Annotated in this window: 28 protein-coding genes; 8 read left to right on the top strand and 20 right to left on the bottom strand. The window is 69.2% G+C overall.

Features of this window, described 5'->3' with window-relative positions:
* From FMP39_RS13530 to fsa, 3 genes are all read right to left on the bottom strand, one after another.
* Entirely contained in the window at positions 1–798 is a 798-nt protein-coding gene (locus tag FMP39_RS13530; protein WP_090492340.1) for an electron transfer flavoprotein subunit beta/FixA family protein, read from the bottom strand.
* Positions 799–914: 116 nt separating this feature from the next.
* Complete coding sequence (locus FMP39_RS13525) at positions 915–2051, bottom strand: acyl-CoA dehydrogenase family protein (RefSeq protein ID WP_090492338.1); 1137 nt, start codon at positions 2049–2051, stop codon at positions 915–917.
* Positions 2052–2240: 189 nt separating this feature from the next.
* The gene (gene fsa, locus FMP39_RS13520) at positions 2241–2912 is read right to left on the bottom strand and encodes a fructose-6-phosphate aldolase (RefSeq protein WP_011555873.1); all 672 of its coding nucleotides are present in this window, start codon (positions 2910–2912) and stop codon (positions 2241–2243) included.
* A gap of 132 nt (positions 2913–3044) precedes the next feature.
* On the opposite strand from fsa, the gene FMP39_RS13515 reads away from it, so the two are divergent.
* Positions 3045–4103, top strand: coding sequence for an SIS domain-containing protein (locus FMP39_RS13515; RefSeq protein WP_090492336.1), 1059 nt, complete (start codon positions 3045–3047; stop codon positions 4101–4103).
* 83 nt (positions 4104–4186) lie between these two features.
* Here the strand turns inward: FMP39_RS13515 and FMP39_RS13510 are convergent, their stop codons facing one another.
* From FMP39_RS13510 to mutM, 9 genes are all read right to left on the bottom strand, one after another.
* Entirely contained in the window at positions 4187–5527 is a 1341-nt protein-coding gene (locus tag FMP39_RS13510; protein WP_141590302.1) for a lipopolysaccharide assembly protein LapB, read from the bottom strand.
* Entirely contained in the window at positions 5524–6048 is a 525-nt protein-coding gene (gene folK / locus FMP39_RS13505; RefSeq protein ID WP_011555876.1) for a 2-amino-4-hydroxy-6-hydroxymethyldihydropteridine diphosphokinase, read from the bottom strand. The genes FMP39_RS13510 and folK overlap by 4 nt, the downstream gene beginning before the upstream one ends.
* Positions 6045–6815 (bottom strand): fumarylacetoacetate hydrolase family protein, encoded by a 771-nt coding sequence (locus tag FMP39_RS13500; protein WP_141590301.1) that lies wholly within the window; start codon positions 6813–6815, stop codon positions 6045–6047. The genes folK and FMP39_RS13500 overlap by 4 nt, the downstream gene beginning before the upstream one ends.
* Positions 6812–7627: a 4-hydroxy-tetrahydrodipicolinate reductase gene (gene dapB, locus FMP39_RS13495; RefSeq protein WP_141590300.1), complete on the bottom strand. Its 816-nt coding sequence runs from the start codon at positions 7625–7627 to the stop codon at positions 6812–6814. Before dapB ends, FMP39_RS13500 begins: the two co-directional genes overlap by 4 nt.
* A 39-nt stretch (positions 7628–7666) precedes the next feature.
* Positions 7667–8554: a 4-hydroxy-tetrahydrodipicolinate synthase gene (gene dapA / locus FMP39_RS13490; protein WP_141590299.1), complete on the bottom strand. Its 888-nt coding sequence runs from the start codon at positions 8552–8554 to the stop codon at positions 7667–7669.
* A 16-nt stretch (positions 8555–8570) separates the two neighbouring features.
* A complete protein-coding gene (lysA, locus tag FMP39_RS13485; protein ID WP_141590298.1) occupies positions 8571–9812 on the bottom strand; it encodes a diaminopimelate decarboxylase in 1242 nt (413 codons plus the stop codon).
* Positions 9809–10057: a lipoprotein gene (locus FMP39_RS13480; RefSeq protein WP_194858384.1), complete on the bottom strand. Its 249-nt coding sequence runs from the start codon at positions 10055–10057 to the stop codon at positions 9809–9811. The genes lysA and FMP39_RS13480 overlap by 4 nt, the downstream gene beginning before the upstream one ends.
* Before the next feature lie 2 nt (positions 10058–10059).
* Positions 10060–11871, bottom strand: coding sequence for a TIGR04551 family protein (locus tag FMP39_RS13475; protein WP_141590296.1), 1812 nt, complete (start codon positions 11869–11871; stop codon positions 10060–10062).
* A 76-nt stretch (positions 11872–11947) separates the two neighbouring features.
* The gene (gene mutM, locus FMP39_RS13470) at positions 11948–12820 is read right to left on the bottom strand and encodes a bifunctional DNA-formamidopyrimidine glycosylase/DNA-(apurinic or apyrimidinic site) lyase (RefSeq protein ID WP_141590295.1); all 873 of its coding nucleotides are present in this window, start codon (positions 12818–12820) and stop codon (positions 11948–11950) included.
* 204 nt (positions 12821–13024) lie between these two features.
* On the opposite strand from mutM, the gene FMP39_RS13465 reads away from it, so the two are divergent.
* Positions 13025–13849, top strand: a complete 825-nt coding sequence (locus FMP39_RS13465; RefSeq protein ID WP_141590294.1) for a M48 family metallopeptidase — start codon at positions 13025–13027, stop codon at positions 13847–13849.
* A gap of 10 nt (positions 13850–13859) precedes the next feature.
* Here the strand turns inward: FMP39_RS13465 and FMP39_RS13460 are convergent, their stop codons facing one another.
* Positions 13860–14906 carry a YihY/virulence factor BrkB family protein gene (locus FMP39_RS13460; RefSeq protein ID WP_141590293.1) on the bottom strand — a complete coding sequence of 349 codons (1047 nt, stop codon included), beginning with the start codon at positions 14904–14906 and terminating at the stop codon, positions 13860–13862.
* A 123-nt stretch (positions 14907–15029) separates the two neighbouring features.
* The gene (locus tag FMP39_RS13455; RefSeq protein WP_141590292.1) at positions 15030–15917 is read right to left on the bottom strand and encodes an MTAP family purine nucleoside phosphorylase; all 888 of its coding nucleotides are present in this window, start codon (positions 15915–15917) and stop codon (positions 15030–15032) included.
* Positions 15918–16010: 93 nt separating this feature from the next.
* Here FMP39_RS13455 and FMP39_RS13450 point away from each other — a divergent pair, with 93 nt between their 5' ends.
* A complete protein-coding gene (locus tag FMP39_RS13450) occupies positions 16011–16841 on the top strand; it encodes a hypothetical protein (protein ID WP_141590291.1) in 831 nt (276 codons plus the stop codon).
* A gap of 6 nt (positions 16842–16847) precedes the next feature.
* On the opposite strand, the gene FMP39_RS13445 is transcribed toward FMP39_RS13450, so the two are convergent.
* From FMP39_RS13445 to FMP39_RS13420, 6 genes are all read right to left on the bottom strand, one after another.
* Positions 16848–17696, bottom strand: coding sequence for an ATP-grasp domain-containing protein (locus FMP39_RS13445; protein WP_141590290.1), 849 nt, complete (start codon positions 17694–17696; stop codon positions 16848–16850).
* Positions 17697–17808: 112 nt separating this feature from the next.
* Positions 17809–18462, bottom strand: a complete 654-nt coding sequence (alkB, locus tag FMP39_RS13440; RefSeq protein ID WP_141590289.1) for a DNA oxidative demethylase AlkB — start codon at positions 18460–18462, stop codon at positions 17809–17811.
* A gap of 9 nt (positions 18463–18471) precedes the next feature.
* The gene (locus tag FMP39_RS13435) at positions 18472–19275 is read right to left on the bottom strand and encodes a 2OG-Fe(II) oxygenase (RefSeq protein ID WP_141590288.1); all 804 of its coding nucleotides are present in this window, start codon (positions 19273–19275) and stop codon (positions 18472–18474) included.
* 49 nt (positions 19276–19324) lie between these two features.
* A complete protein-coding gene (locus FMP39_RS13430; protein WP_141590287.1) occupies positions 19325–20302 on the bottom strand; it encodes a DMT family transporter in 978 nt (325 codons plus the stop codon).
* Positions 20275–21294, bottom strand: coding sequence for a tRNA epoxyqueuosine(34) reductase QueG (queG, locus tag FMP39_RS13425; protein WP_141590286.1), 1020 nt, complete (start codon positions 21292–21294; stop codon positions 20275–20277). The genes FMP39_RS13430 and queG overlap by 28 nt, the downstream gene beginning before the upstream one ends.
* Positions 21295–21307: 13 nt before the next feature.
* Positions 21308–21868, bottom strand: a complete 561-nt coding sequence (locus FMP39_RS13420; RefSeq protein ID WP_141590285.1) for a cob(I)yrinic acid a,c-diamide adenosyltransferase — start codon at positions 21866–21868, stop codon at positions 21308–21310.
* Positions 21869–22016: 148 nt separating this feature from the next.
* Between FMP39_RS13420 and FMP39_RS13415 the strand changes: the two genes are divergently transcribed.
* The 5 genes from FMP39_RS13415 to FMP39_RS13395 all read left to right on the top strand — a co-directional run bounded on the left by FMP39_RS13415 (position 22017) and on the right by FMP39_RS13395 (position 26022).
* On the top strand, positions 22017–22811 hold the full coding sequence (locus FMP39_RS13415) for a thymidylate synthase (RefSeq protein ID WP_090492394.1): 795 nt from the start codon (positions 22017–22019) through the stop codon (positions 22809–22811).
* Positions 22808–23287 carry a dihydrofolate reductase gene (locus FMP39_RS13410; protein WP_141590284.1) on the top strand — a complete coding sequence of 160 codons (480 nt, stop codon included), beginning with the start codon at positions 22808–22810 and terminating at the stop codon, positions 23285–23287. Before FMP39_RS13415 ends, FMP39_RS13410 begins: the two co-directional genes overlap by 4 nt.
* A gap of 121 nt (positions 23288–23408) precedes the next feature.
* Positions 23409–23645, top strand: coding sequence for a hypothetical protein (locus FMP39_RS13405; RefSeq protein ID WP_141590283.1), 237 nt, complete (start codon positions 23409–23411; stop codon positions 23643–23645).
* A 97-nt stretch (positions 23646–23742) separates the two neighbouring features.
* Positions 23743–24102: a hypothetical protein gene (locus FMP39_RS13400; protein WP_141590282.1), complete on the top strand. Its 360-nt coding sequence runs from the start codon at positions 23743–23745 to the stop codon at positions 24100–24102.
* A 66-nt stretch (positions 24103–24168) separates the two neighbouring features.
* The gene (locus FMP39_RS13395; protein ID WP_141590281.1) at positions 24169–26022 is read left to right on the top strand and encodes a cytochrome c/FTR1 family iron permease; all 1854 of its coding nucleotides are present in this window, start codon (positions 24169–24171) and stop codon (positions 26020–26022) included.
* Positions 26023–26042 lie beyond the last annotated feature (20 nt).

Raw genomic sequence — 26042 nt, 5'->3', positions numbered from 1 at the left:
TCAGACGACCTTCGCCTCGTTGTGCAGCTTCTCGACCAGGGCAGGAACGTCCGCGACCTTGATGCCGGCCTTGCGCGCCGGGGGCGCGGACATCTTCAGGACCTGGATGGCGGGGGTGACATCCACGCTCAGCTTGGCCGGCGTCAGCTCCTCGATGGGCTTGCTCTTCGCCTTCATGATGCCCGGGAGGCTGGCGTAGCGCGGCTGGTTGAGGCGCAGGTCCGTGGTGACGACGGCGGGCAGCTGGCACTCCACCGTGGCGAGCCCGTTGTCGACCTCGCGAATCACCTGCACGCTCTTCTTGTCGGCGGAGAGGACGATGGCGGGAACCTTGTTCTTCTCCTGCTCGCTCTCCATGGACTCCACCTTGGAAGCGAACGTGGCCTGGCCCCAGCCGAGGAACTCGGCGAGGTACTGGCCCACCTGGTTCTGGTCATCGTCGATGGACTGCTTGCCGAGGATGACGAGGTCCGGCTGCTCCTTCTCCACGACCTTCTGGAGCAGGGCCGCGATGCCGAGCTGGTCCACCGGACCGGTGTGGTTCACCCACACGGCGCGGTGCGCACCCATGGCCAGCGCGTGCCGGAGCTGCTCCTGCACTTCCTTGCCACCGATGGACACCACGACGACCTCGCCCTGGTGCTTCGCGACGAGCCGAAGTCCTTCTTCGACGCCGATTTCATCGAAGGGGTTGATCTTGTACTTCAGCCCCTCCTGAACGATGCCCGAGCCATCCGGCTTGACCTTGATCTTCGACTCGGGGTCTTCCACGCGCTTGGCGGTGACGAGGATCTTCACGGCGGTGCTTCTCCTTACGGGGAGGAGTTTGGAATCTGGAAAAACGGTCTGGGTTAATAGGCATTGGCGCGTCGCGGCGGCAATGGGAAACGGCCGCCGGACGCAGTGCCGCGGCGCTACTTGAACAGTTCCCGCGCGATGACGAGCCGCTGGACCTGGCTGGTGCCCTCGTAGACCTGGATGAGCTTGGCGTCGCGCATCAGCTTCTCCACGGGGTACTCCTTGATGTAGCCGTAGCCGCCGTACACCTGGACGGCGTCGGTGGCGACCTTCATGGCCATGTCCGCGGCGAAGCACTTGGCGTAGCTGGACTGGAGGGAGTTGCGCTTGCCCTCATCCAAGAGCCACGCGCTCTCATAGGTGAGCATGCGCGCCGCGTGGGTGTTCATGGCCATGTCGGCAATCATGAACTGGATGGCCTGGTGCTCGATGATGGGCTTGCCGAAGGTGCGGCGCTGCGTGGCGTACTCCATGGAGTGCTCCAGCGCGGCGCGCGCGATGCCCACGGAGAACATGGCCGTCAGCGGGCGACTGTTGTCCAGCGTGGCCATGGCGATGGCGAAACCCTGACCCTCTTCGCCAATGCGGTTGGCCACCGGGACGCGCACGTCCTCGAACGTCAGCGACACCGTCTCGCTGGCGCGCTGGCCCATCTTGTTCTCGTGCTTGCTGACGGAGAGCCCTTCGGGGCGGCCCTCCACCACGAAGCAGGTGATGCCCTTGTGCTTCTTGCCCTTATCCACCGTGGCGAACACCGTGTACTGGCTCGCCTGGCCACCGTTGGTGATGAAGCACTTGGCGCCGTTGAGGACGTAGTGGTCTCCGTCCAGCCGCGCCGTGGTCTGCATGTTGGCCACGTCACTGCCGGCCTCGGGCTCCGTGAGACAGAACGAGGAGAACTTCAGCTTCTCCGTGAAGGGCGTGAGCAGCCGCTTCTTCTGCTCCTCGGTCGCGTGGAGGATGATGGGGAGGTTGGCCAGGTCGTTGGCGATGATGGACGTCGCCACGCCCGCACAGCCCCAGCTCAGCTCCTCGGCGACGATGGTCTGGTCCAGATGGGACAGGCCCACGCCGCCGTACTCGGCGGGTATCGCCATGTTGAGCAGCCCCAGCTCCCACGCGGTCGTCAGCAAATCGAGTGGGAAGGTGGCCGTCTCGTCGTAGTGGGCGGCCTTCGGACGCACCACTTCGCGGGCGAACTTGCGTGCCGCGTCCTGCAGCGCGCGCTGGGCGTCGGTGAGCTGGAATTCCATGGGGACCTCGTGACGGGTTCGGCTCGTTGACTCGGGAGTCAACGAATACATGCCGCGGCGCGAAATCGCCAGTGCAACCCGCCGGGAACCGGAGGAGGACGGGCTCCATTTTTCTCAAAAAAACAGGCCCCAACCCCGCAGAGGGATTGGAGCCACGGAAACCGCCGTTAGTCTGTATTTCCCGAGGGGCTATTTGGCCGCGGGCGGCTTGGCGGCCTTGGGGACCTTCTCCCAGTCGGCCAGGAACTTCTTGATGCCGGCGTCGGTGAGCGGGTGGTTCGCCAGCTGGGTGATGACGTTGTAGGGCAGCGTGGCCACGTCCGCGCCCAGGCGGGCGGCCTGGAGCACGTGCACGGGGTTGCGCACGCTGGCCACCAGCACCTGCGTGTTGAAGTGCTCGTAGTTCCGGTAGATTTCCAGGATGTGGGAGATGAGCTCCATGCCGTCCTGGGAGATGTCATCCAACCGGCCCACGAAGGGCGACACGTAGGTGGCGCCGGCCTTGGCACACAGCAGGGCCTGGTTGGCGGAGAAACACAGCGTGACGTTGGTGCGGATGCCCTCGGCGGTCAGCGCCTTGGTGGCCTTCATGCCCTCCACGCCCATGGGAATCTTCACCACGACGTTGTCGTGGATCTTCGCCAGGGAGCGGCCTTCCTTGATGAGCTCGTCCGCTTCCATGGACACACATTCGGCGCTGATGGGGCCATCCACGATGGAGCAGATTTCGCGGATGGTCTCCTCCAGGCCCCGGCCCACCTTGGCGAGCAAGGACGGGTTGGTCGTCACTCCGTCCACGCAGCCCATGGCGTGGGCCTTGCGAATCTCCTCCACGTCGGCGCTGTCGATGAAGAACTTCATCTCGTCCCTCTCTTGAAGGTGGAATGTGCCCCGGCCAATGGAGGCCGGGCGAGCAGGCGCGTAACCGATGCCCCCCCATGCGTCAAGGGTGGCCACCGCGGGGGTGCGGAGGTAGAAGGCCGGACACTGAACATGGCCCGCCCTTCCCGCTCCGCCGCCAAGAAGCCCCGCCTGCGCGCCCTCCCCGGCCGTCCCGCACAGGCACCTGCCGTCCTCCCCGACGCGGAGGCCACGCTCGCCTACGCGCGGAGCGTGCTGGAGGCCGAGGCCCGCGCCATCCTCGGCGTGACGGAACGTCTGGGAGACGACTTCCTGCGCGCCGTGCAGTTGGTGCGCGACTGCCGCGGCCAGGTCATCGTCACCGGCATGGGCAAGGCGGGCCACATCGGCCAGAAGCTGTCCGCCACGCTGGCCTCCACGGGCATCCGCTCCGTGTACCTCCACCCCGCCGAGGCCGTGCACGGGGACTTGGGCCGCGTGGGCCGGGGCGACGTCATCCTCGCCCTGTCCAACAGCGGCTCCACGGAGGAGCTGATTCGCCTGCTCCCCTCCTTCAAGCGGATGGAGACGCCCGTCATCGCCCTCACCGGCGATGCGAAGAGCCCGCTGGGCCGCGGCGCGGATGTGGTGCTGGACATCGGCGCCATCGCGGAGGCCTGCCCCATGGGCCTCGTGCCCACTGCCTCCACCGCCGCGCTGCACGCGATTGGCGACGCGCTGGCGATGACGGTGCTGCGCTCGCGGCCCTTCGGCACGGAGGACTACGCGCTGCTGCACCCGGGCGGGAAGCTGGGGCGCTCCGTGCAGCGCGTCTTCGAGCTGATGCGCACCGGCAACGCCAACCCGCTGGTGCGCGACACCTCGCCCCTGTCCGCGGTGGTGGGGGTGATGACGAAGACGCCGGGCCGTCCGGGCGCCGCGTGCGTGGTGGACAAGGCGGGGAAGCTGGTGGGCATCTTCACCGACGGCGACTTGCGCCGCCGCGTGGAGGCGGGCCTCACCGACTTCACCGTGCCCGTGCGCGAGCTGATGGGGAAGAACCCGCGCTGCGTGACGCCGGAGACGCTGGTGCTGGCCGCGGCCACGCAGATGCGCGAGCTGCGGGTGGACCAGCTCCCCGTGGTGGACGTGGAAGGCCGCGCCGTGGGCCTGCTCGACGTGCAGGACCTGCTGGCCGCGAAGTTCGTCTGAGGCGTGGGCCGCGGAGGGCCGCCGCGTGGTCCTGCTGAACGTGCAGGACCCGCTGGCCGCGAAGCACTTCCAGCGCGCGGGCGCTACTTGCCCAGCTTCGCCTGCAGGCTCGCCTTGTTCGGGTAGTCTGGCGCGTCCGTGGCCAGCTTCTCCCAAAGCGCCTTCGCGCCCTTGTCGTCGCCCTTGGCCTTGAGCGTGTCGCCGAGCTTCTCCACGGAGAGCGGGTCGGTCTGCACGGCCACGCCCCACACGCGCACCGCCATGGGACGCTCCAGGGACACCAGGGCCCAGGCCATGCCCGCCTTCGCGCGCCCGTTCTCCGGCTGGAAGGGCACCACGCGCGTGTAGTTGGCGAGCGCTTCCTGGTACTGGCCCTTCGCCAGGAGCTCCTCGCCCTCGTCCACCAGCTTCGCCAGGCCCTGCTCCAGCTCCGGCGTGCGCTCGGTGCTCTTCACCGCGTCCACCATTTCCTGCGACAGCGGCCGCGGCGCATCCGGCGCGGTGGCAGCGGGCGCCTGCGACAGGCGGATGCGGCGGTCCTCCGCGCGCGAGGCGAGCAGCTGCTTGCGGCCCCCCGCCTTCACCGTCTCCTCCACCAGCGCCACCATCCGCTTCGCCATGGGCGCGCGGAACGAATCGGGGTACGTGGTCGCGACCGCCTCGAAGCCCTCGCCCGCCTTCTTCAGCGCCGCCACGTCGTCGCCCTTCGTCTCGAAGAGCAGCGCCGCGCGCGCGTAGAGGGCCTCCTCGTGCAGGGGCTCCACCTCCAGCACGGCGTCGTAGGCCACCAGCGCCTTGCCGCTGTCGTTGGACAGGTAGAGCGCGTTGGCCTGCATCACCGCCACGTCCAGCACCGGCGCCAGCGCCGCGCGCGCACAGCCCGCCGCGCCCGCGGTGTCACCCTTCTTCGCGCGCGCCTGCGCGGCGGCGCCCATGTCCTCCACCGGCATGTTCGGGGTGAAGCCGCAGCCCGCCGCCTCCGCGGTGGGAACCGCGGCCTTGCCCAGCTTCTTGCGCTGCGCCAGGAACAGCTCCCGCGTGGGCTGGGCGCGCGCCAGGGCCTGCTGAAGGTAGGTGCTGGCCTCCGCGTTGCGGCCGTTCACGTAGTACAGGCGGCCCAGCGACGCGGCGATTTCAAAGGTCTTCTCACGGTCCGCCAGCCCCTCCGTGGAGTCGAGCTGGCGCAGCAGCTCCTCCGCGGACGGCGGTGCCCGGCCCGTGCCCGACATGGGCGGGTGGCCCGGGGGAAGCTGCTCCGGGCTGATGCTGGGAGCCGCGCCCTCCGTCGGCGGGTGGCCCTCCGGCATGCCAGAGGTGGCGGGAGAGGCCGTGGTCCCCGGAGGGATGACCGGGTGGCCGGGAGGCAGCGTCGAGGGCTGGGCGGTCAGCAGCGCCGCGGTGGCCAGGGCAAGGGACAGGTTCATGTGTCGTTGCTCGAGTAGCTCGCTTCCGGCCACCACGTGGCCTCGCTCCTGCGGACATCCTGCGGGGCGAGTTTCCCGAGGAGCTCCTTCACCGACATCCCCAGTACCGGATGACGCAGGTGGGGCGCCAGCTCAACGAGCGGCTCCAGGGCGAAGCGGCGCTTGTGCAGCTCCAGGTGGGGCACCTGGAGCGTGGGGTCGGCCACCACCTGTCCCTCCCAGAAGAGGATGTCCAGGTCGATGGTGCGCGGGCCCCAGCGCACCTCCCGGGTGCGGCCCAGGTCCTTCTCAATCTGCTGAAGGATGCAGAGCAGCCGCTGCGGCGGCAGGCCACACTCCAGGGCCACCACCGCGTTGAGGAAGCGCGGCTGCGGCGGCCCCACGGGGGCGCTGTCGAAAAGGGAGGAGCAGTGGAGCACCGCCACCGCGTCGATGCGGGACAGCGCGGACAGGGCGGCGACGAGGTGATTCTCGCGCTCCCCCTCGTTGGAACCCAACCCGACGTAGACGGTGTCGCTCACGGCTCCATCTCAACAGGGTTCACCAGGGTTCCGATTCCCTCCAGTTCCACCTCCACCGTGTCCCCGGCCGACAGCTTCCCCACACCCGACGGCGTCCCGGTGCTGACGATGTCCCCGGGCAGCAGCGTCATGATGTGGGAGATGAACGACACCAGGCGCGCGGGACTGAAAATCATGTCGGACGTGCGGCTGTCCTGGCGCACCTGCCCGTTCACCCGGCACACAATGCGGAGGTCGTCGGGAGACAGGCCCGTCACCGCCCACGGCCCCGCGCACGCGAAGGTATCGTAGCCCTTGGCGCGGGTGTGCTGAACCTCGCGGCGCTGGACGTCGCGCGCCGTCACGTCGTTGAAGCAGGTGAGGCCCCAGATGGCGCGCGCCGCGGTGGACTCGTTGGCGTTCTTCAGCTTCTCGCCGATGACGAGCGCCAGCTCCGCCTCGTAGTGGACTTCCTGGCTCGCCTTGGGGATGCGGATGGGCGAGCCCGTGCCGTTGAGCGCCGTGGAGGGCTTGGTGAAGATGAGCGGCTCGGGCGGCACCGGCTTGCCCATCTCTTCCGCGTGCTTGCGGTAGTTCTGACCGATACACACGACCTTCGACGCGTCCGACGGCACCAGCAGCGTCAGCGAGGACAGCGAACGGTGGATGCCCGTCTCCTTCGCGCCGGCCCAGGGCGCGGCGGTGAGGACCACCACCTCGGAGCCTTCCACCCGGCCGTGGTGCGCACGGCCCTCATGCAGGAAGCGGCAGTAGCGCGCGGTCGTCATGAAGTCCTCTGGAAGCCGAGCACGTCGGCCATGTCATGGAGACCCGGCGCGCGCCCCGCCACCCAGCGCGCGGCCCTCAGCGCGCCAGCAGCGAACTGGTCTCGGTTGGTGGCGCGGTGCGTGAGCTCGATGCGCTCGCCCTCACCCAGGAAGTACACGGTGTGCTCGCCCACCACGTCGCCGCCCCGCAGCGTCTGCACACCAATCTCGCGCGCGGGCCGCGCGCCAATCTGCCCATGCCTGGCGAAGGTGAGGTCCTCCTGGGTGCGCCCCAGGGCCTCCGCCAGCACGTCCGCCAGCCGCAGCGCGGTGCCGCTGGGCGCGTCCTTCTTCATGCGGTGGTGCGCCTCCAGCACCTCCACGTCGAAGCCCGGCCCCAGCACCCGCGCCAGCTCCGCCGCCATGCGGATGACCAGGTTGACGCCCACCGACATGTTCGGCGCGGCGACGATGGGCACCGCCTTCGCGCTCTCCGCCAGCGCCGCGGACGCCTCCGGCGTGAAGCCGGTGGAGCCCACCACCAGGGCCACGCCGCGCGCGGCACACACCTTCGCGTGCGCCACGCTCAGCTCCGCGCTGGTGAAGTCGATGACGACGTCCGCCTGCGCGGCGTCCAGCGCTCGCTCCAGGCTGTCCACCACCGTCACGCCCACCGGGCCCAGCCGCGTCGCCACCCCGGCGTCCTGGCCCACCGAGGCACTGCCCGGCCGCGCCGTGCCTCCCACCACCCGCAGGTCTCCCGAGTCGAGCGCCAGGCGAAGCAACGTGCTGCCCATGCGGCCGGTGATGCCGGTGATGACGGTGCGAATCATGTCTGCCGCGCTCCAGGTAACGGCGGGATGAGGGAAAGCTCAGCCCGTGAGCAGGCCCAGCTGGCGCAGGGTGTCGCGAAGCTTCGCGGCGTTGGGCTCGGTCATCTGCACCAGGGGCAACCGCAGTTCGGGCCCGAACAATCCCATCACGTGCAATCCCCACTTTACGGGCGTGGGGTTGGACTCGATGAAGAGCAGGCGGTGCAGCTCGTTCATCCGCACCTGGAGGTCGCGCGCCACCGCGATATTCCCCGCGCGCGCCGCCGCCACCAGGTCCGCCATCATCCGCGGCGCCACGTTGGACGACACGGAGATGACGCCCTTGCCGCCGCAGGCGATGAAGGGCAGCACGGTGAAGTCGTCACCGGACAGGAGCGTCATCCGGTCGCCGCACTTCTCCAGGATGTCGATGGCCCGAGGCATGCTACCGGTGGCCTCCTTGAGCGCCACCACCTCGGGGATGTCACACAGCCGCAGCACGGTGTCGGGCAGCAGGTCCACGCCCGTCCGGCCCGGCACGTTGTAGGCGATGATGGGGAAGCCCGGGTGCGCCTTGGCCACCGCGCGGTAGTGCTCCAGCAAGCCCGCCTGCGTGGGCTTATTGTAGTAGGGCGTGACGATGAGCGTGCCGTCCGCGCCCGCGTCGCGCACGCGGCGCACGCCGTCGATGGTCTCCGCGGTGCTGTTGGAGCCGGCGCCGCCCACCACCGTCACGCGGCCCTTCGCCTCCTCCACCACCACCTTCACCGCGCGGGCCCGCTCGTCGGCCGTCATCGTCACGGCCTCGCCGGTGGTGCCCATGGGGACCAGCACGCTGGTGCCCCCTTCAATCTGCTGGCGGACCAGCGCCCGGTATGCGGGCTCATCGAGCGCTCCGTTGCGAAACGGAGTGGCCAGCGCCGTCATGGAGCCTTCGAAGGTCTTCATGCCGGCGCTTATACGTTCAGGCCCGCTCGCCGCGCCAGAGATCCTCGACGCGCTCCCGCTCCCGGACCACGCGCCACGCCGCACCGTCCACCAGCACCTCGGCCGGGCGTGGCCGGGAGTTATAAGTGGACGACATACTCATGCCGTACGCGCCCGCGCTCATGAAAGCGAACAACTCGCCTGCTTGCGGAAGCACCAGGGGCCGCGCCTTCGCCAGCACGTCGGTGGATTCACACACCGGCCCCACCACGTCTACCTCCACCGCCTTGCCCCGCCGCTTCACCAGGGGCTGAAGGCCGTGGTGCGCCTCGTAGAGCGCGGGGCGCAGCAAGTCATTCATGCCCGCGTCCACCACCACGAAGTGCCGCACTGGCGTCTTCTTCCGGTACAGCACGCGCGTGAGCAACACGCCCGCGTTGCCCACCAGCGCCCGGCCCGGCTCCAGGATGAGCGTGGCCCCGGTGGCACCCGCCGCGGCCAGCACGGTGCGGGCGTACTCCTCCGGAGACGGCGGCGTCTCGTCCAGATAGGTGATGCCCAGCCCGCCGCCCACGTCCAGGTACGCCAGCGGATGGCCCTTTTCCTTGAGCGCGGAGTACAGGCCCGCGACCTTGGACAAGGCCGCGCGAATGGGCGCCGTCTGGGTGAGCTGCGAGCCGATGTGGCAATCCAACCCGGCGGCCAGCAGGCCCTTCATCTTCTTCGCGCGCGCGTAGAGGGCCACCGCCTCCTCGAACGGCACGCCGAACTTCGACGTCTTCAGGCCGGTGGAGATGTAACGGTGCGTGCGCGCATCCACGTCCGGGTTCACGCGCAGGGCGAATGGCGCGCGGCGCCCCAGGCGGCGGCCCACGGCGTCCAGCGCCTCCAGCTCCTCGGCGCTCTCCACGTTGAAGAGGAGGATGCCCGCGGCCAGCGCCGCCTCCATCTCCTCCTGCGTCTTGCCCACGCCAGCGAACACCGTCTTCCCGGCGTCCCCGCCCACATGCCGCACCCGGGCCAGCTCGCCGCCGGAGACGATGTCGAACCCGCCGCCCTGCTCTGCGATGAGCCGGAGGATGGCCAGGTTCGAGTTGGCCTTCACCGAGTAGCAGATGAGGTGCGGCCGGTCTCCGAAGGCCTCCGTCACCACCCGGATGTGCCGGGTGAGCGTGGCGGTGGAGTACACGTAGGTGGGCGTGCCCACGGACTCGGCGATGGCCGCCAGCGGCACATCCTCCGCGTGGAGCACGCCCTTGCGATAGGCGAAGTGATTCACGGGACTCCCGCGTCCTCGGACTCCGGCGGTGACAACGGTGTCTCCACGCCGGTCTCCGGCGTGGGAGACAGGGCGGGCCCCGACGGCTCCAGGGGCCCTCGCTCCGACTCAGGGGGCGGCGGCTGCGTCTGCGTCGCGGGCGCTGGCGGCGGCCCGGGCGGCCGCGGGGGCCCCTTGATGCCACACGCCGCCAGCGTCAGTGACACGCTGGCGGCCACGCACAGCCGCGCGAGAACCTGGCGCATGGCTAGAACTGCATCCCCAGCCACGCGCGGATGGTCTGCGGAGTGTCCAGGTCGTTGCGCAGCGTCGCGTCGAACTCCTGCAAGCCGCTCATCGGGAACAGGATGCCGTACGCGATGCCGGCGATGAACCCATCCTCCGTCTTGTAGTCCGCGCCCACGTTGACCTCCAGGCCCAGCGCCTTGCGCGTGGTGGACGGCGTGGACTGCGCGTACATGGCCTGCGAGTAGATGACACGGCCGTAGATGTCGAAGCCCTCGGTGATGGTGTACTTCGCCGAGGGGCGGACATAGAACGCGTCCGTCACCCCGACCAGCAGCTCGCGCCACAGGATGAGGTCGATGCGGTAGTCGCGGTTGAAGCGGAAGTTGCGGATGGCGTTATCCCTGCAGCCGCCCGTGCCGCAGTCGTACTGCGGGCCCTCGAAGTCACCCGGCGCCGTCTGGCCGTTGGCGCCCGAACCCGGACGGCCCGGCTGGTTGCCGAAGCCATACGCCTTGTCGCCGGAGGCGAAGCCCAGCTCCATGTTCAGCGACAGCTTCTGGTCCAGCAGCCGCAGCTCACCCTGCGCCACGCCGCCGAACTGGGCCACGGTGAGGCTCTGGTTGTGCGTGGGGTCATTGATGGCGCCCACGTCCAGCGCGCGGTTGCCGATGCGGCCCAACTGGGCGGCGGCCTCGAACTCCAGCCGCCAGTTCTTCTCCTCGTACTTCAGCCACAGGTCCGGCACGAACAGCGTCGCGTCCCGCGGAATGAAGCCGGTGTTCTGGCCATTCGTGGTGGAGCCGTCGTACTCCCACTTCTGGGTGCGGTAGGTGAAGTGCAGGCCGTACTGGAGCACGCCCTGGTTGTTGTCCAGCTTGGAGCGGATGACCTGGTCGGTGTCCCGGCGCGCGATGGCAATCACCCAACTGTGCGAGTCATCGGACTGGGTCAGGTCGACGGGCTCGCCCACGGTGCCGCGCGTGTCGGTGACACCCTCCGAGTTGAAGTCCAGCATCGGCGTCACGTACCAGCCCTCGAAGGGGTTGGTGACGAACTGGACGCGGTCCACGGTGTCGCCGAAGTCGCAGTCGAAGCAGGTGCCGTCGTTGCGCAGCATGCCCAGGCCCCACTGGCTGCCCATGCGGCCGAAGCGCAGGATGCCCACCGGCGTCTTCACCTCGCCGTAGGCGCGGCGCAGCTTGATGGAGTCCTGGAGCGCGTCCGCCAGCGGGTCCTGGCTCTCGGAGAAGATGCCGAAGATGTTGCGCGTGTTGCCGGGCAGCAGCGTGTCCGGCATGGCGCCCATGACGAAGTTGTCCAGGCCGAGGACCTCCATCTTCAACGCCACCTGCTCGGAGATGTTGAAGGTGGGCGCCAGGCGCACGCGCATGGTGGCGAAGGACTGGGTGTTCTCCTGCGGGCTGCGAGGCGAGCGCGGGAAGAGCTCCCGGCCGGGCGCCTTGCCCAGGTCGAACTTGTAGAAGAGCGTGGGGCGGACGCGGAAGTAGCCGTCGAGCGTGAAGACCTCGAGCTTGCGCTTCTCCTCCGGGAACTCCTCGGCCCACTCGTCCGTGGCGCCAATGGACTGCTTGGCGGCCTCGGCGCGAATCTCCTCGCGCAGTTCCTCCTTCAGCGCTTCCAGGTCGTCACGGCTGACGCCCTCGCGAGTGGAGGACACGGGCGCGGTCTCCGCGGGAACAGACTCCGCGGGGGCGGCGGGAGCAGCGGGTGCGGCTTCCGCGGGCGCGGGCGGGCTACCCTCCGGCACCGGCGTCTGAGCGGTGGCCGTGGACGAAGCGACGAGTAGCGCCGCCAGCAGGGCGTGAGACATGGGCAACGATCTCCAGGGCCACCTGGGGCGGCCGGGTCTGAAAGGCGGGCGATTCAAGCGACGGGACCAAGGGGTGTCAACGCTTACCAGGGCGGGCCTTCGCGCCGTCAACGGCCGGCGCCCCCGCCTCACTTCGGCGTCCGTCCGCCGGCTGGCACCGGGGACAGAAGTGGGTGGTACGGCCTCCCTGGGTGAAGGACTCGACCCGGGTGCCACACTGGGAGCATGGGCTCCCCGCGCGGCCGTACACCTGGAATGGATTCTCCGAGCGCCCCTCCTCAAGGTACACCGGCTCCTCCCCTTCCTGCTCCTTGAGGCCGAAGTCGATGGCGGCGCGGATGCCCTGGACCAGGCGTTTCCACTCGTCTGGCGTCAGGGAGCCGGGCTGGCGCGAGGGGTGGAGGCCCGCGCGGAAGAGCGCCTCGGCGGCGTGGATGTTGCCCAGGCCGGAGATGCGCTCCTGGTCCATCAGCGCCACCTTCAGCTCCTTCCGGGAGGAGCCCACGGCCTGCTGGAGCTGCCCCGCGGTGAGGCCATCCGCCAGCGGATCCCTCCCCAGGATTCGCACCGCGTCCAGCTCCCGCAGGCGCGCGGCGGGCGCCGGCTCCAGGCGGCCGAACATTCGTGGATCGGAAAAGTGGATGACATGGCCGTCGTCCAGATGGAACCGGGCGCGGCTGTAGGGCGCCACCTGCCCTTCGGTGCGGCGGACGAACTTGCCCGTCATCCCCAGGTGCCCCATCAGCCCCTTGCCGCCCTCGAAGGCGAAGAGCAGGTACTTGCCCCGGCGGACCAGCGACTCCAACCGGCCCGTCAGCGTGTCGAACTGCTGGCGCTCGGCGCCTCGGAAGATGCGGGTGTTCTCCGACTCGGCGCGCACGAGGCGCCGGTCGCTGAACCAGCGCACCAGGTTGCGCCGCGCGATTTCGACTTCGGGTAGCTCTGGCATCCTGGGGGGCACATACACCGGCGGGCGTCCCCACGCACCGCCTACCTGCCGGGCAGTGAACACGGGGGTGGTGGCGGCGCGAAAGCCGGATGCCTGGATGCTTGCACCATGTGGCCCTTGAAGGCAGGTGCCGATGTGGGCCAGCGTCGCGCCTCCCGCGGAGCGACGCGGCGTAGACCTCTGGAAAGAAAGGCAGCACTCGTCATGCAGCGCATCCTCGTGGCGGTACTGGGAGTCACCCTGGCATTGGGCCTGTCGACGGGCTGCACCAAGCAGCGCATCTCCGCCGAGAAGGCCGTGGCCCGCACCCTCATCTCCGACGAGCAGGAGGAGCAGCTCGGCAAGCAGGTCAAGGCGGAGCTGGAGACGAAGGAGAAGATCAAATACGTGCAGAACGCGGCCGTCGTCGACTACGTGCGCGGCATCTCCGCCAGCATCCTGAACCAGGCCTCCAAGGACCGGCCCGGGGTGAAGTGGAAGATCAACGTCATCGACGACCCGAAGATGGTCAACGCCTTCGCCACGCCCGGCGGCTACCTGTACGTCTACACCGGCCTCATCCTGGCCGCGGACACGGAGGCGGAGCTGGCCGGCGTCATGGCGCACGAGGCGGGCCACGTCGTGGGCCGTCACTCCGCGCGCGCCATGGTCAACCAGATGGGCCTGCAGGCCATCACCCAGGCGGCGCTGGGGCAGAACCCGGGCACCGTGGCGCAGATCGCCGCGTCGCTGGTGAGCGGCGGCACGCTGCTGGCGCACGGCCGCGGCGAGGAGATTGAAGCCGACGAGTACGGCGCCCGCTACGCCTCCGGCGCGGGCTATGACCCGCGGGGCCTCATCACCTTCTTCCAGAAGCTCCAGAAGGAGCAGGGCGACACGCCCGCGCTGATGAAGTGGCTGAGCACCCACCCCACCAACAGGGATCGCATCGCCAACATCCAGAAGATCATCTCGCAGAAGAACCTGCGGGGCAGCAACAACGGTCCGGGTGGGCTTCCCGCCATCAAGCAGGCCCTGGGCGGCAAGTAGTCCCCGGCCGTCAGTGCAGCGTGGAGGAGCGAGGGTCCTGCTCCTCCACGGTGGGCTCGGGCTCCTGCCCCCGGGCCACGCGGCGCCGCCACCGGAAGCGCGCCAGCTTCGACCGCATGGCGCTGCTGGCGCTCTTGGCCGCGCCGGGCGTCTTCAGGGGCGGCTCCAGCGGCGCGGGCTCCCCGAAGCCGCGGGCGCCCTTCGACTTCCCCTCCACCGAGGCGTGCTCGAGGATGGCGTTGATTTCGCCTCCGACGATGAAGATGAGCCCGGAGAGGTAGAGCCACAGCAGCAGCACCATCACGCCACCGATGGAGCCGTAGGTGACGTTGTACTTGCCGAAGTGCTCCACGTACTGCGTGAAGCCCCAGGTGCTCGTCAGCCACAGGCCCGTGCCCAGGACGGAGCCGGGGGTGATGTACTTGAAGCGCTGCTTCACGTCGGGCAGCAGGTAGTAGCAGAGCGCCAGCACCAGCATCACCAGTGACGCGGTGAAGGGCCAGCGCAGCCAGGACCACACGAGGTGGAAGGCGTCCACGAGTTGCAGCTTCCCCGCCAGCCACAGCCCCAGCCGCCCGCCGAGCAGGAACGCGGCGAAGGACAGCGGGATGAGCAGCGAGCCCATCAGCGTCACCAGCATCGCCAGGCCCTGCGTCTTCCAGAGGGGCCGGGATTCAGAGACGTCGTAGGCCAGGTTGAGCGCGGTGCGCAGCGCATTCACGCCGCGCGACGCGGACCACAGCGTGATGACCAGACCGGCCGTCAGCAGCTTGGGCTGGGGCTGGTTCACCAGGGACTGCAGGTGGCCGGTGATGAGGCCCAGCGCGTCTCCCGGCACCAGCGGACGGATGCGGTCCAACATCGCGTCCACCGCGCCCGGGGCGAACGGCAGGTACGCCACCAGCGTGACGAGGAAGAAGAGGAAGGGGAACAGCGAGAACAGCAGGTAGTACGACAGCTGCGCCGCGATGTCGGTGACGCTGTCCTCCTGGAACTCCTTCACGAAGCGCCGGCTGAACTCGCGCCAGGACAGGTGCTTGAGTCTGGGCAACCGCATGCTCGCCTCCTCGCTCCGGGTCGTACCGGGGCTCAGAAGGTGAAAACGGAAGCGCGCTTTGGCAGCAGGCGGCTAGGCGAGCGCACGGCGTGTGGCCCGGCCGAAGGACCTGGTGCGGTGTCGTCAGGCGACGTTGGGCGGGAGGTATCTGCCCAGCAGTGGACGGAGGCGGCCGCGCACCTCGTCGGGGATGCGGCTGCGCTCGGTGCCGATGGCCAGGGCCAGGGCGGTGTCGCAGCGGCAGGTGGCGCGGGCTTCGCCGATGCGAGGCAACGCGCGGCGGATGAGCGCGGCGCCGCTGGCGGTGACGGCCTTCCGGTTGTGGGAGATCTGCGCCAGCAGATCGTCATGCTCCTGCCCTGGCGCGCGCGGCTGCCACGAGTCGTAGTCGGTGGGCAGGGCCACCATGGCGTAGTGGAGCTCCGCCTCGAGGGCGAGCCGGGCCTCGGGCATGCCCGTCATGCCCACCAGGTCTCCTCCCCACGTGCGGTAGAGCATGCTCTCCGCGCGAGTGCTGAGGGACGGGCCTTCGATGCAGACGTAGGTGGCCTCGGTGTGCACGGTCGGCCCCAGCGGGTCCCTGGCGTGCTCCAGCACCTGGCGCAGGGTGCCGCAGAAGGGGTTCCCCAGGTCCACGTGGACGGCGACGTCATCGTAGAAGGTGCAGGGACGGCGGTAGGTGCGGTCGATGACCTGGTCCGGCAGGACGAGGTGGAGCGGATGGATGTGCTCACGCAGGCTGCCCACGGTGCCGGTGGCGAGGACGTGGGTGACGCCCAGGACCTTCAGCGCGTACATGTTCGCGCGGTAGGGCGCGCGGGTGGCGTTGTAGACGTGGCCGGTACCATGTCGGGCGACGAAGGTGACCGCGACGCCTTCGAGTTCGGTGGTGACGATAGGGCCCGCGTGAGGACCGAAGGGCGTCTCCAAGATGTGGGACTCGCCCTTGCCGGGGATGCCCAGTGCCTGGGCCAACCCGGGGCTCCCGATGATGCCCACCCTGACAGCCATGTGCCTCCTCGTGGCGCGACCATCGCGCCAGGGGACCATAACGCGCCCCCCTGGCGCCGGAACCCCAGAAGACTGGTAGTTTTCGTAATCGCCATGCGAGCCCTTCTGATTCTTGGCCTGACCCTCGCCGCCGGCCCCGCCGCGGCCGCCGTCCCTTCTGGCTGCCAGGAGGACTACGCGACCTGCAAGGAAGACTGCTCCATCCAATACGGAGGCAGCGGGCGAACCATCAAGCAGCTCACCCACTGCCTGGCGGACTGCCAGGAGAACGTGGGCCTGTGTGCGGACCGGCACTCGTCGCTGAAGGGGCTGCCCGCCGGGGTGGTGGCGGATCCGCCGAAGAGGCGGAAGGGAAAGAAGCTGACCCGCGAGGAGGACCCGTTCGGCGACGGTGATGCGCAGCCCACCCGCCGGCGCAACAGCCGCGAGGAGGACCCGTTCGGGGATGAGAAGCCCTCGGGACGGCGGGACGGCTACCGCGCGTCGGAGTCCTCCGCCACGGCGGAGCCTTCGCGCCGCGCGCCGGAGCCCGTTCCTCCGCCGCCTCCGTCCTCCGGTGTCGCGGCGGAGGCCACGCGGACGGGCGTGTACCGGGCGAGTGAATCGGACCCACCTCCGTCCCCTACTCCCGCCTCGGCCCCCGCCGACCCGACGTCCCTGGGCGACCTGGACTCTCTGGATGACGAGCCCACGGTGATGGCGGCGCCAGAGCCCGCGCCCGCGCCAGCCGCGCCCGAGCCGGTGAAGCCTGCTCCGCCCGCGGTCTCCGCGAGCCCGGCGAAGAAGGACCCGCTGCTCGACGAAGACGTGTCCGACGCGCCGCCTCCGGTGGTGAAGAAGCCGGAGCCCAGCAAGTCCACCAAGCCGGCGCTGCCGCCAGAGCCCAAGTACGACATCTCCGAGTGGGACCCGAACGGGGACTGAGGCGCGCTAGGCCGCTCCGGTTTCGCGCTCGGCATCCAGGATGGCCCGCCAGAGCGCGAACGGAGAAATCCCCGCGTAGCCGCTCTCCTGGCCGTCGTTGCACTCAATGACAATCCACCGGCCCGATACCTCCTGGGCCACGTCCACCACGAGGAAGGGCACGTCCAGCCGACGTGCCACCTCGCGCCCGAGCCCGAGCGCCTCTCGCTGCGCTTCCGGCGTCAGGGTGTACGGCGTGCCCTGCCACCAGTAGGGCCCCCACCCCACCAGCGCGCCCTTCCACCAGAAGGTGCGGAATTCGAAGGAGCTGGGGATGCGGTCCGGCGCGCCCTCTTCGACCCGGCGCAGGGGCCTCAACTCCCGGCACACCACTCGCTGCCAGTGGAGGATGGGGTCCTTTGCGTAGGCAGCCATCGCCTGCCGGAACTGCTCGGGCCCCTCGATGATGGAGAGCGACTTGCGGTGCCGGCTGGTCTGCCGCTCACCCTTCACGAACACGGGCCACCCCAGCAGACGCTCCACGGTCTCCGCGTCTGGCCGCTCATCGAACCAGACGCTGCGCGGAGTCAGGTCCGTGAGCTTCGGGTACCAGTGAGGCAGCTCCGTGGCCAGGAGGTGCTGCTCGGGTGTGTGCACCAGGCGGATGCCCGCTTCCGCCAACTCGCGGTAGCGCTCGGCGTAGTCGTTCCAGACGCCGACCCTGGCCACCACCTCCATGGACTCCGGCAGCACGTACGGACGGCGGCATGCGAAGAAGCGGTCGAAGGCGAAGTCGTAGATGCCTTGTCCGGTCGGCGCGGACAACAGCCACAGCCGCTCTTCCACCTGAAGCAGGTCCTCACCCGGACGAAGCATGGATGCACTCTATGGCGTTCACCGCCGTCCACCATTTCCAACCGGCAGCCCATCAGGGCCCGTCCTCATCGCGAAACTGAAGCACAGGGAGGCCGCAGCGCTGCGCCAGGCATCATCGTGCCTTCCGGAACGTCAGGTTGATGCGATGCCCACCCACCTGCGGATGGTGGCCCGGCTTGAGCGGCGTGACGCCGTGGTAGCGCAGGCGGGCGGGTCCGCCCCAGACGACCACGTCGCCATGGCTCAACCGTACTCGCGCCGGCCTGTCCGCTCGCTCCTCGCCACCGAAGAGAAAGACCGCCGGGAGCCCCAGTGAGACGGAGACGATGGGCGCGGAGAAATCACGCTCGTCCTTGTCCTGGTGCAGCGACATCTTCGCCCCGGGCTCGTAGCGATTCACCAGGCACGCATCAGGGATGAACCCTTCGAAGCCTGCCTTCGCGGCGGCGAACTGCGCCAGCCGCAGGAAGACCGCCGGCATCTCCGGCCAGGGCCGTCCCTGCACCGGGTCCACCGCGTCATAGCGATACCCCGTCCGGTCCGTCACCCAGCCCCACGAACCGCAGCTCGTCATCGCCACCGACATGCGGAAGCCGCCCGGCGTCTCCATGTGGCGGAAGGGCGAAGCGAGCGCGACGTCCCGGACCGCGCTCAGCAACTCCGCGTCGTGGGCCAGCGCGAAGCCCCGAAGCACCATGGCACCAGGGCCCAGCGATTCCTCGCGAGGACCAGAGCCACCCAGGCCGTCGAACAAGTCCATCGTCATTCGCGCGCCTCACGCCGCATCATGAAAGATGACGCCTACTGTGTGGCGCTGCCCTGAGCGGATGCGGCTGACGCCGTGCCGGAGGTTGACGCGGTACACGCCTCGCGTGCCCTGCACCGGGCGGTGGTGGACGGCGAACACCACCGCGTCTCCCTGGCGCAGCGGGACGACCTCCGCCCGTGACTGCATGCGCGGACGCTGCTCGGTGAGGATGAACTCGCCTCCCGTGAAGTCCCGCCCGGGCTCCGACAGCAGAATCGCCACCTGGAGCGGGAAGACATGCTCCCCGTAGAGGTCCTGGTGCAGGCAGTTGTAGTCGTCCGCCTCGTACCGCAACAGCAGCGGCGTCGGCCGCACCTGCCCCGCCGCGTGGCAGCGTTCGAGGTACGCCGCATGCGACTCCGGATACCGCACCTCGATGCCCATGGCCGTGTTCCAGCGGTTCGCAATCGGCGCGAGCCGGGGGTACAGCGCCTCGCGCAGCCCGGCGACCACGTCCGGCAGCGGGTACTCGAAGTACTTGTACTCACCTCTTCCGAAGCCGTGCCGCGCCATCACCACGCGGCTGCGGAACACGGCGTCTTCCGGATACAGCGCCGCCAGGGCGTCACACTCGGCGGGCGTCACGAGCCGCTCCAATGTCGCGCAGCCTCGCGCGTCCAACTCCTCCGAGACGCGTGCCCACTCGACGTCGGCCACCCGCTCCGGGACATGCTTCACGGCTCGGACCGAGCCGGGCGGGCGTGACCTTCCCGCCGTCACCCTCTGCGTGGACACGACGTCTGCTTCCTTCCGGGGAACCCTTGCGGCCATGACGGGAAGCTAAAGGGCGACGACAGGCCCGGCACTCCGAGTCTTGCGGCTATCCGACGCTCGATGAGGCGGAAGGCCGCTCTGGCACGGCCGGCGCTGCGGCGGGCGTCCGGACGTGCGCCGCCTGCGTCAGTCGCACGCCGAGGAGCACGAGCACGCCGCCCACGGCGATTTCCCAGTGCAGCGCCTCGTCCAGGATGGCCCAGGCGGCCAGCGCGGTCGCCGCAGGCTGGAGGTTGGAGAACACGGCCACCTTCGACGCCGGCACCCTCGACAGCGCGAAGTACCAGAGCAGGTACGCCACCACCGACGTGAGCAGGCCCAGGTAGACGATGGAGTACCGAGCCGCGGAGCTCGCCGCGAGCACCGCCTCCGGCTTCGCGAAGAACGGCGCCATCAGCATCATCATCAACGTGGAGGCCACCATGCTCCACGACGTCGCGCGAATCGGTCCGTGGATGGCGACGAACGGCTTGCCCTCCGTCGTGTACACCACCCACGACATCACCGCGCCCAGGATGAGCAGGTCTCCCATCAACGAGCCGCTCGCATCCGCCAGCCCGCGCCCCAGCAGCAACACCACCACGCCCGCGAACGCCGTGATGATGCCGCCCATCGCCCGGAGCGAGGCGCGCTCATGCCCGCGCCCCAGGCTGAGCAGGTACACGCCCAGCGGCGTCAGCGCGTAGAGCAGCGCCGCGTGCGCAGCCGTGGACTGGGACAGTCCATAGAAGAAGAACACCTGGTTCACCGGCCCCGCCAGCAGGCCCAGCAGCAACACCCGTCCCCACTCGTTGCGCGGCGGCAGCCGGGGCCCCGGAAGGAAGCACAGCAGCAGCATGAACACCGAGCCACTCAACACGAAACGCCACAGCACCACCGTGAGCGGCGCCAGCTCCGACATCGCGCGCTTTCCCGCCAGGTACGTCCCCGCGCTGATGAGGACCTGGAGGATGAGCCCGGCGTAGACGGGGCCCAATGACTGCGGAGAGGTGGACGTCAGGGGTCGAGCTGAAGGAGCGCCCATTGCGCGGCGGTACGTACCAATTCACTCGAATCGCCGCAGAGCTTTTCCAGCAACGGTTTCGTGTCCGCCTGCTTCGCCACACCCAACGCATACACGGCGTTGCGGCGCAGCCCGTCATACCGTGCGCGCGCCAGCGCGGTGCCAGGTATTAGGTGCTCATACTGTTCCACTGTGAGTCCCGCGAGCTCGCGCACACCCAATTCCGCCACTGCCCGGGGCGCGAAGCGCGGGTGCTCCGCGAACACCGGCCGGCGGTTCAGCGGACACACCTGCTGGCAGATGTCGCAGCCGAAAATCAGGTTGTCGAACTTGAACCGGAACGCCTCCGGCACCTGCTGCTCGCGGTTCTCGATGGTCTGGTAGGACAGGCACGCGCGCGCGTCCACGCGGCCGTTGCCCACCAGCGCGCCCGTGGGACAGGACATGAGGCAGCGGCGGCAAGCGCCACACCGGTCCGCCGCGGGGCCGTTGCCGTAGTCGTCGACCTCGGCATCCACCACGAGCGTGGCCAGCAGCACCCACGAGCCGTAGGGCTCGGTGATGAAGCAGCCGTTCTTCCCCACGTAGCCGAGCCCCGCGCGCGCCGCCCACACCTTCTCCATCAGCGGGCCGCTGTCCACGCCGCCGTAGCTGCCCAGCCCCGGGTACATCACGTTGAGCGCCTTGCGGAACGCCTTCATCCGGTCGCGCAGCGTGGAGTGGTAGTCGCGCCCTCGGGCATAGCGCGCGATGGGGGAGTCCACCGTCTCCGCGTCGTCGCGCCAGTAGTTGTTCGCGAAGGAGATGACCGTCTTCGCGCCCGGCAACAGGAGCGAGACGTCCAGCCGCTCGGCGGCCCGCTCGCCCATCCAGTCCATGTCCGCCGCGTAGCCCGCGGCCACCCACTCCATCAGGAAGTCGGGCGGGATGGGCTCGGCGCGCGCGAACCCCACCAGGTCGAAGCCAACCGAGCTGGCGAGGTCACGCAGATGGGCGGTGGGCAGCACGTTCACGGGGCGCGTCCGACTATTTCGAGGGCTTCGCCGGAATCCACTTCACGTCTTCCACGCTCGCACGGTGGTTGACCACGCGTGCCAGGACGAAGAGCAGGTCGGAGAGCCTGTTGAGATAGACGACCACCGCCTTCGGAATCTTCCCTTCGCGCAGCAGCGGCACCGTGCGGCGCTCGGCGCGGCGGCAGACAGTGCGCGCCAGGTGCAGCGCGCTCGCGGCCTGCGTGCCTCCGGGCAGGATGAAGTGGGTCATCGGCGGCAGCTCCGCCTCGAAGCCGTCGATGGCGCCCTCCATGTCTTCCGCCCACTCGGCCTTCAGCTCGGGGATGTGCGCCGACGCCTTCGTGCCCTCAGGCGTGGCCAGCACCGCGCCCACCGTGAAGAGCTGGTCCTGGAGCCGGTGGAGCAACGCGTCCACGTCCGTGGGTCCCTCGAAGCTCCGCACCAGGCCGAGGGTCGCGTTCAGTTCGTCCACTTCCCCATACGCGTCCACACGAACGTCGTCCTTCGAGACGCGTCCGCCACCGAACAGACCGGTCTCTCCCGCATCACCCGTCTTCGTATAGAGTTTCATGCCCCGGCTTCTAACGGTGCGTGACGACTGGCGTCCATGAGAAGCCGCAGACCTGCGACACACGTGTGGGGGGCTGTACCAGTTTTACTCTGAGCGGTGCTCCTGCTTAGCGCTTTGAGTCGGACACCGGCTCAGTTACATGGGCCCCATGCAGCCCTATCTGTCCCTGCTCGACCACGTCCTGCACCATGGGGTGAAGAAGGGCGACCGTACCGGCACGGGGACGCTCAGCGTCTTCGGGCCCCAGCTCCGGTTCGACCTCACGCAAGGCTTCCCGCTCCTCACCACGAAGAAGCTGCACACGAAGTCCATCCTCCATGAGCTGCTGTGGATGCTCGCGGGGGACACCAACGTGCGCACGCTCCAGGCCCAGGGCGTCACCATCTGGGACGAGTGGGCCAACGCCGACGGCAGCCTCGGCCCCGTGTACGGGCACCAGTGGCGCTCGTGGACGGCGCCCGATGGTGGACACATCGACCAGATGAAGGCGCTGGTGGAGGGACTGAAGAAGAACCCCGACTCGCGCCGCCACATCATCAGCGCGTGGAACGTGGCGGACCTGCCGTCCATGAAGCTGCCGCCCTGCCACGTCCTCTTCCAGTTCTACGTGGCCAACGGGCGGCTGTCCTGCCAGCTCTATCAGCGCAGCGCGGACCTCTTCCTGGGGCTGCCCTTCAACATCGCCTCGTACTCACTGCTGACGATGATGGTGGCGCAGGTGACGGGCCTGCAGGCGCACGAGTTCATCCACACCGTGGGTGACGCGCACCTGTACCTGAACCACGTCGAGCAGGCGAAGACGCAGCTGTCGCGCGAACCGCGCCCCCTGCCTCGCATGCGCATCAACCCCGAGGTGACGGACCTCTTCGCCTTCAAGTACGAGGACTTCACGCTCGAAGGCTACGACCCGCACCCCGCCATCAAGGCGCCCGTGGCCGTATGAAGCTGTCCGCCATCGTCGCCATGGCGGCGAACCGGGTCATCGGCGCGGGCAACCAGCTCCCGTGGCGGCTGCCCGCGGACCTCGCGCGCTTCAAGCGCATCACCATGGGCCACACCCTGGTGATGGGGCGCAAGACGTACGAGTCCATCGGCCGTCCGCTGCCGGGCCGCACCTTCATCGTCGTCACCCGCCAGCGTGACTTCGCGCCCCCGGGTGTCCAGGTGGCACACTCCGTGGACGAAGCGCTCTCCGCGGCGGAAACCAGCGGTGACTCAGAGGTCTTCATCGCCGGGGGCGCGGACCTCTATGCCCAGACGATGGACCGCGTGCAGCGCCTCTACCTCACGCGCATCGCCCGGGACTTTCCTGGCGACACCTGGTTCCCCGACGTGGACCTGTCGGGTTGGACATGCGTCGAAGAGGAAGCACATCCCGACGCCGAGCCACCCCATACCTTCCTCACCTACGAGCGCTGACACACCCCTTCGCCCGGCAGCGTCTACATGCATGCCCGGGCGAGGGCGCACGCCCACATTCCTTCCTTCAAACGTTAAGCGCACAATCCAGACCTCACCCGTCAGTCCCACGGAGCTCCGGATGCACAAGACGTGGATGCGAGGACTTGGATTGGTTGCAGCGGCGGTGATGCTGGCCTGTGGTGGCTCCGTGGAGGAGGCCCCCGTGGACGAAACGGGCAGCGCCGAGCAGGAGCTGCGCCTGTGTGATTTGCAAGGCCGGTGTGCCGCCAACGAGGTCTGCGTGGGCGGCCCCGGTGGCGTCTGTTACCCGTGCGACCGCTTCCCGCAGTACTGCGAAATCATCATCGAGCAGTAGCGCGAAGGTGAAGCACGAGGCGCCCGGCCATCCATCCGGCCGGGGGCCTCCCATCCCGCCGCCTGGCACGTCCTGACGCCATGCACACTTCCACGGGATGCAGACCACCGTCCTCTCTCGTCCCATCGACGCGCCGTGGCGGACCGCGGCCCTCTCCAGCGCCGCCGTGCTCACGGCTTCCAACGTGGCCGCGCTCGTGGCCAGCCTCCGGCTTGCTCCCTTGCTGCGTCACCGGCTGAGGCCCCGGTCTCGTGCCCTGCCCGCACTGGCCGTTGGAGCCACCGCGCTGGGAGCGCTCGCCATCGGCGCGCTCAGCATCGGCACCCTGGCCATCCGAGCCCTGACCATTGGCAAGCTGCGGGGGGATGACTGGCAGGTGGATTCACTCCGCGTGGGCTCGCTCCAGGTCGTCGAGACGATTGGACCCACAGGCGGTTCTGGTGTGGGCGCGACCTGAGTCCGGTAGATTTTGAAGTTGCTTCGCAAGATTGAAAGGCCACCACCCCACTGGTAGAGGGGTGGCATGACTCGCGCCGCCTCGCTGCTGCTGTTCCTCCTGATTGCCCTGCCTATGGCGTCCCGCGCGGACGACGGCGCCTCCGAGGAACGCACGTGGCACCGGCTCATCGGCATCCTCCAGTACCTGGAGGCGGACTATCCGCTCGCCATCGAGTCGCAGTCCGCGTTCGAGCTGGCGGAGCAGAAGAGCTTCGCGGCGGAGGCGGTGGACGCGGCGCGTGGCCTGGGTCCCGCGGCAGCGGCCTTCCTGCCGCGCGTGCAGGACATCCAGGCCCGCGTGGACAAGGGCGAGGACCCTGACGGCGTCAGCCGCGACTGCGGTGAGCTGGTGGAGAACCTCGTCACGGCTGGAGGGCTGGCCCGCAGCCCACGCCGCCCGCCGGACCTGGCGCTGGGCCAGTCGCTGTTCGCCACCAACTGCGCCGCGTGCCATGGCGCCGACGGCAGCGCGAAGGTGGCCATCGCCGCCAACATGGAGCCGGCGCCCGCCAACTTCCAGGACGCGGAGCTGATGGAAGGCCTCACGCCGTACAAGGCCTTCAACACCACCAGCTTCGGCGTGCCCGGCACCGCGATGCCGGCCTACCCCACCCTGTCCGAGGAGGAGCGCTGGTCGCTGGCCTTCTACGTCTTCACCATGCGCCTCCCCGAGTGCGAGGGCACGCCGCCGCGCGTCTCCCTGGAGCGGCTGGCCAACGCCACCGACGCGGACCTGGTGAAGGAGTTCGGTCAGGAGAACCTCGCCTGTCTGCGCCGGAAGATGCTGGACGCGGACGAGGAGCGCTCGCTGCTCGCCGCCCGGGAGAACGTGCAGCAGGCCATGCGCCTGGGCGCCGCGGGTGACATCGCGGGCGCGAAGGCGGCCCTGCTGGACGGCTACCTCAACGGCGTGGAGCCGGTGGAGCCCAAGCTCAGCGCGCGCGACTCGGCGCTGACGCTGAAAATCGAGCAGGGCTTCCTCAAGGCCCGCATGGCCGCGGAGCGCGGCAGCCCGCACCTCCAAGACGAGGGCCGGGAGCTGCTGGCCCTGCTGGACCAGGCGCGGCGTGACTCGGGCACCACCGCGACCCTGCTGTCCACGATGTGGCTGACGCTGCTCATCCTGCTGCGCGAGGGCTTCGAGGCGACCATCATCGTCGCGGCGCTGCTGGCCGCGCTGCGCAAGATGAAGGCCACCGAGCACGCCCGCGTGGTGCACTTCGGATGGATTTCCGCGCTCATCGCCGGCGCGCTGTCCTACGTGCTCGGCCGCCACCTGCTGGCCGGCGCCCAGCGCGAGTGGATGGAAGGCATCGCCGCGCTCGCGGCGGTGGGCATGCTGGTGTACGCGGCGCTGTGGCTCAACGCCCGCTCCAACATCAGCCAGTTCATGGGCGAGCTGCGCGAGAAGATGCAGGGCGCGCTGGGCCGAGGCAGCATGCTGGGCCTGTTCCTCATCGCCTTCACCGCCGTGCTGCGTGAGAGCTTCGAGACGGCCATCTTCCTCCAGGGGCTCGCGCTGGACTCGCCACAGGGCGTGGCCTGGGGCGCGCTCGCGGGCGCGGTGGCCATGGTGGTGATGGTCCTCTTCATCAACCGGCTGGGTTACCGCCTGCCGATGAAGACGCTCTTCAACGCGTCCACCGTCATCCTGGTCCTCACCGCCGTGATGCTGCTGGGCAAGGGCCTCCACTCGCTGCAGGAAGTCGGCGCGCTGCCGCTCGCGCCCGTGCCCTTCATCACCGTGGACATGCTGGGCATCTATCCGGACGCGCTCTCGCTCGTTCCCCAGCTCCTGCTGGGCGGCATCCCCCTGGCCGTCGTGCTGCTGCGCCGCAAGGGCCGAGCCCAGCCTGTTTCCGAGGCCTCCGCTGGTTAGGGCGACGCGCGCCCGTCGTT

Source organism: Myxococcus sp. AB056, assembly GCF_006547365.1.
Lineage (GTDB): Bacteria > Myxococcota > Myxococcia > Myxococcales > Myxococcaceae > Myxococcus > Myxococcus virescens.
This window is presented reverse-complemented; position numbering and strand designations above follow the sequence as displayed.

What these genes read in the sequence shown, in the direction of transcription:
- FMP39_RS13475 (WP_141590296.1), bottom strand. Translation starts at nt 11,871, where the DNA reads ATGTCTCACGCCCTGCTGGCGGCGCTACTCGTCGCTTCGTCCACGGCC.
- FMP39_RS13400 (WP_141590282.1), top strand. Translation starts at nt 23,743, where the DNA reads ATGCAGACCACCGTCCTCTCTCGTCCCATCGACGCGCCGTGGCGGACC.
- FMP39_RS13430 (WP_141590287.1), bottom strand. Translation starts at nt 20,302, where the DNA reads ATGGGCGCTCCTTCAGCTCGACCCCTGACGTCCACCTCTCCGCAGTCA.
- FMP39_RS13445 (WP_141590290.1), bottom strand. Translation starts at nt 17,696, where the DNA reads ATGCTTCGTCCGGGTGAGGACCTGCTTCAGGTGGAAGAGCGGCTGTGG.
- FMP39_RS13450 (WP_141590291.1), top strand. Translation starts at nt 16,011, where the DNA reads ATGCGAGCCCTTCTGATTCTTGGCCTGACCCTCGCCGCCGGCCCCGCC.
- FMP39_RS13465 (WP_141590294.1), top strand. Translation starts at nt 13,025, where the DNA reads ATGCAGCGCATCCTCGTGGCGGTACTGGGAGTCACCCTGGCATTGGGC.
- FMP39_RS13525 (WP_090492338.1), bottom strand. Translation starts at nt 2,051, where the DNA reads ATGGAATTCCAGCTCACCGACGCCCAGCGCGCGCTGCAGGACGCGGCA.
- FMP39_RS13405 (WP_141590283.1), top strand. Translation starts at nt 23,409, where the DNA reads ATGCACAAGACGTGGATGCGAGGACTTGGATTGGTTGCAGCGGCGGTG.
- FMP39_RS13435 (WP_141590288.1), bottom strand. Translation starts at nt 19,275, where the DNA reads ATGGCCGCAAGGGTTCCCCGGAAGGAAGCAGACGTCGTGTCCACGCAG.
- fsa (WP_011555873.1), bottom strand. Translation starts at nt 2,912, where the DNA reads ATGAAGTTCTTCATCGACAGCGCCGACGTGGAGGAGATTCGCAAGGCC.
- dapB (WP_141590300.1), bottom strand. Translation starts at nt 7,627, where the DNA reads ATGATTCGCACCGTCATCACCGGCATCACCGGCCGCATGGGCAGCACG.
- FMP39_RS13455 (WP_141590292.1), bottom strand. Translation starts at nt 15,917, where the DNA reads ATGGCTGTCAGGGTGGGCATCATCGGGAGCCCCGGGTTGGCCCAGGCA.
- FMP39_RS13515 (WP_090492336.1), top strand. Translation starts at nt 3,045, where the DNA reads ATGGCCCGCCCTTCCCGCTCCGCCGCCAAGAAGCCCCGCCTGCGCGCC.
- FMP39_RS13480 (WP_194858384.1), bottom strand. Translation starts at nt 10,057, where the DNA reads ATGCGCCAGGTTCTCGCGCGGCTGTGCGTGGCCGCCAGCGTGTCACTG.
- dapA (WP_141590299.1), bottom strand. Translation starts at nt 8,554, where the DNA reads ATGAAGACCTTCGAAGGCTCCATGACGGCGCTGGCCACTCCGTTTCGC.
- FMP39_RS13460 (WP_141590293.1), bottom strand. Translation starts at nt 14,906, where the DNA reads ATGCGGTTGCCCAGACTCAAGCACCTGTCCTGGCGCGAGTTCAGCCGG.
- FMP39_RS13510 (WP_141590302.1), bottom strand. Translation starts at nt 5,527, where the DNA reads ATGAACCTGTCCCTTGCCCTGGCCACCGCGGCGCTGCTGACCGCCCAG.
- FMP39_RS13500 (WP_141590301.1), bottom strand. Translation starts at nt 6,815, where the DNA reads ATGACGACCGCGCGCTACTGCCGCTTCCTGCATGAGGGCCGTGCGCAC.
- FMP39_RS13410 (WP_141590284.1), top strand. Translation starts at nt 22,808, where the DNA reads ATGAAGCTGTCCGCCATCGTCGCCATGGCGGCGAACCGGGTCATCGGC.
- mutM (WP_141590295.1), bottom strand. Translation starts at nt 12,820, where the DNA reads ATGCCAGAGCTACCCGAAGTCGAAATCGCGCGGCGCAACCTGGTGCGC.
- alkB (WP_141590289.1), bottom strand. Translation starts at nt 18,462, where the DNA reads ATGACGATGGACTTGTTCGACGGCCTGGGTGGCTCTGGTCCTCGCGAG.
- FMP39_RS13415 (WP_090492394.1), top strand. Translation starts at nt 22,017, where the DNA reads ATGCAGCCCTATCTGTCCCTGCTCGACCACGTCCTGCACCATGGGGTG.
- FMP39_RS13420 (WP_141590285.1), bottom strand. Translation starts at nt 21,868, where the DNA reads ATGAAACTCTATACGAAGACGGGTGATGCGGGAGAGACCGGTCTGTTC.
- FMP39_RS13395 (WP_141590281.1), top strand. Translation starts at nt 24,169, where the DNA reads ATGACTCGCGCCGCCTCGCTGCTGCTGTTCCTCCTGATTGCCCTGCCT.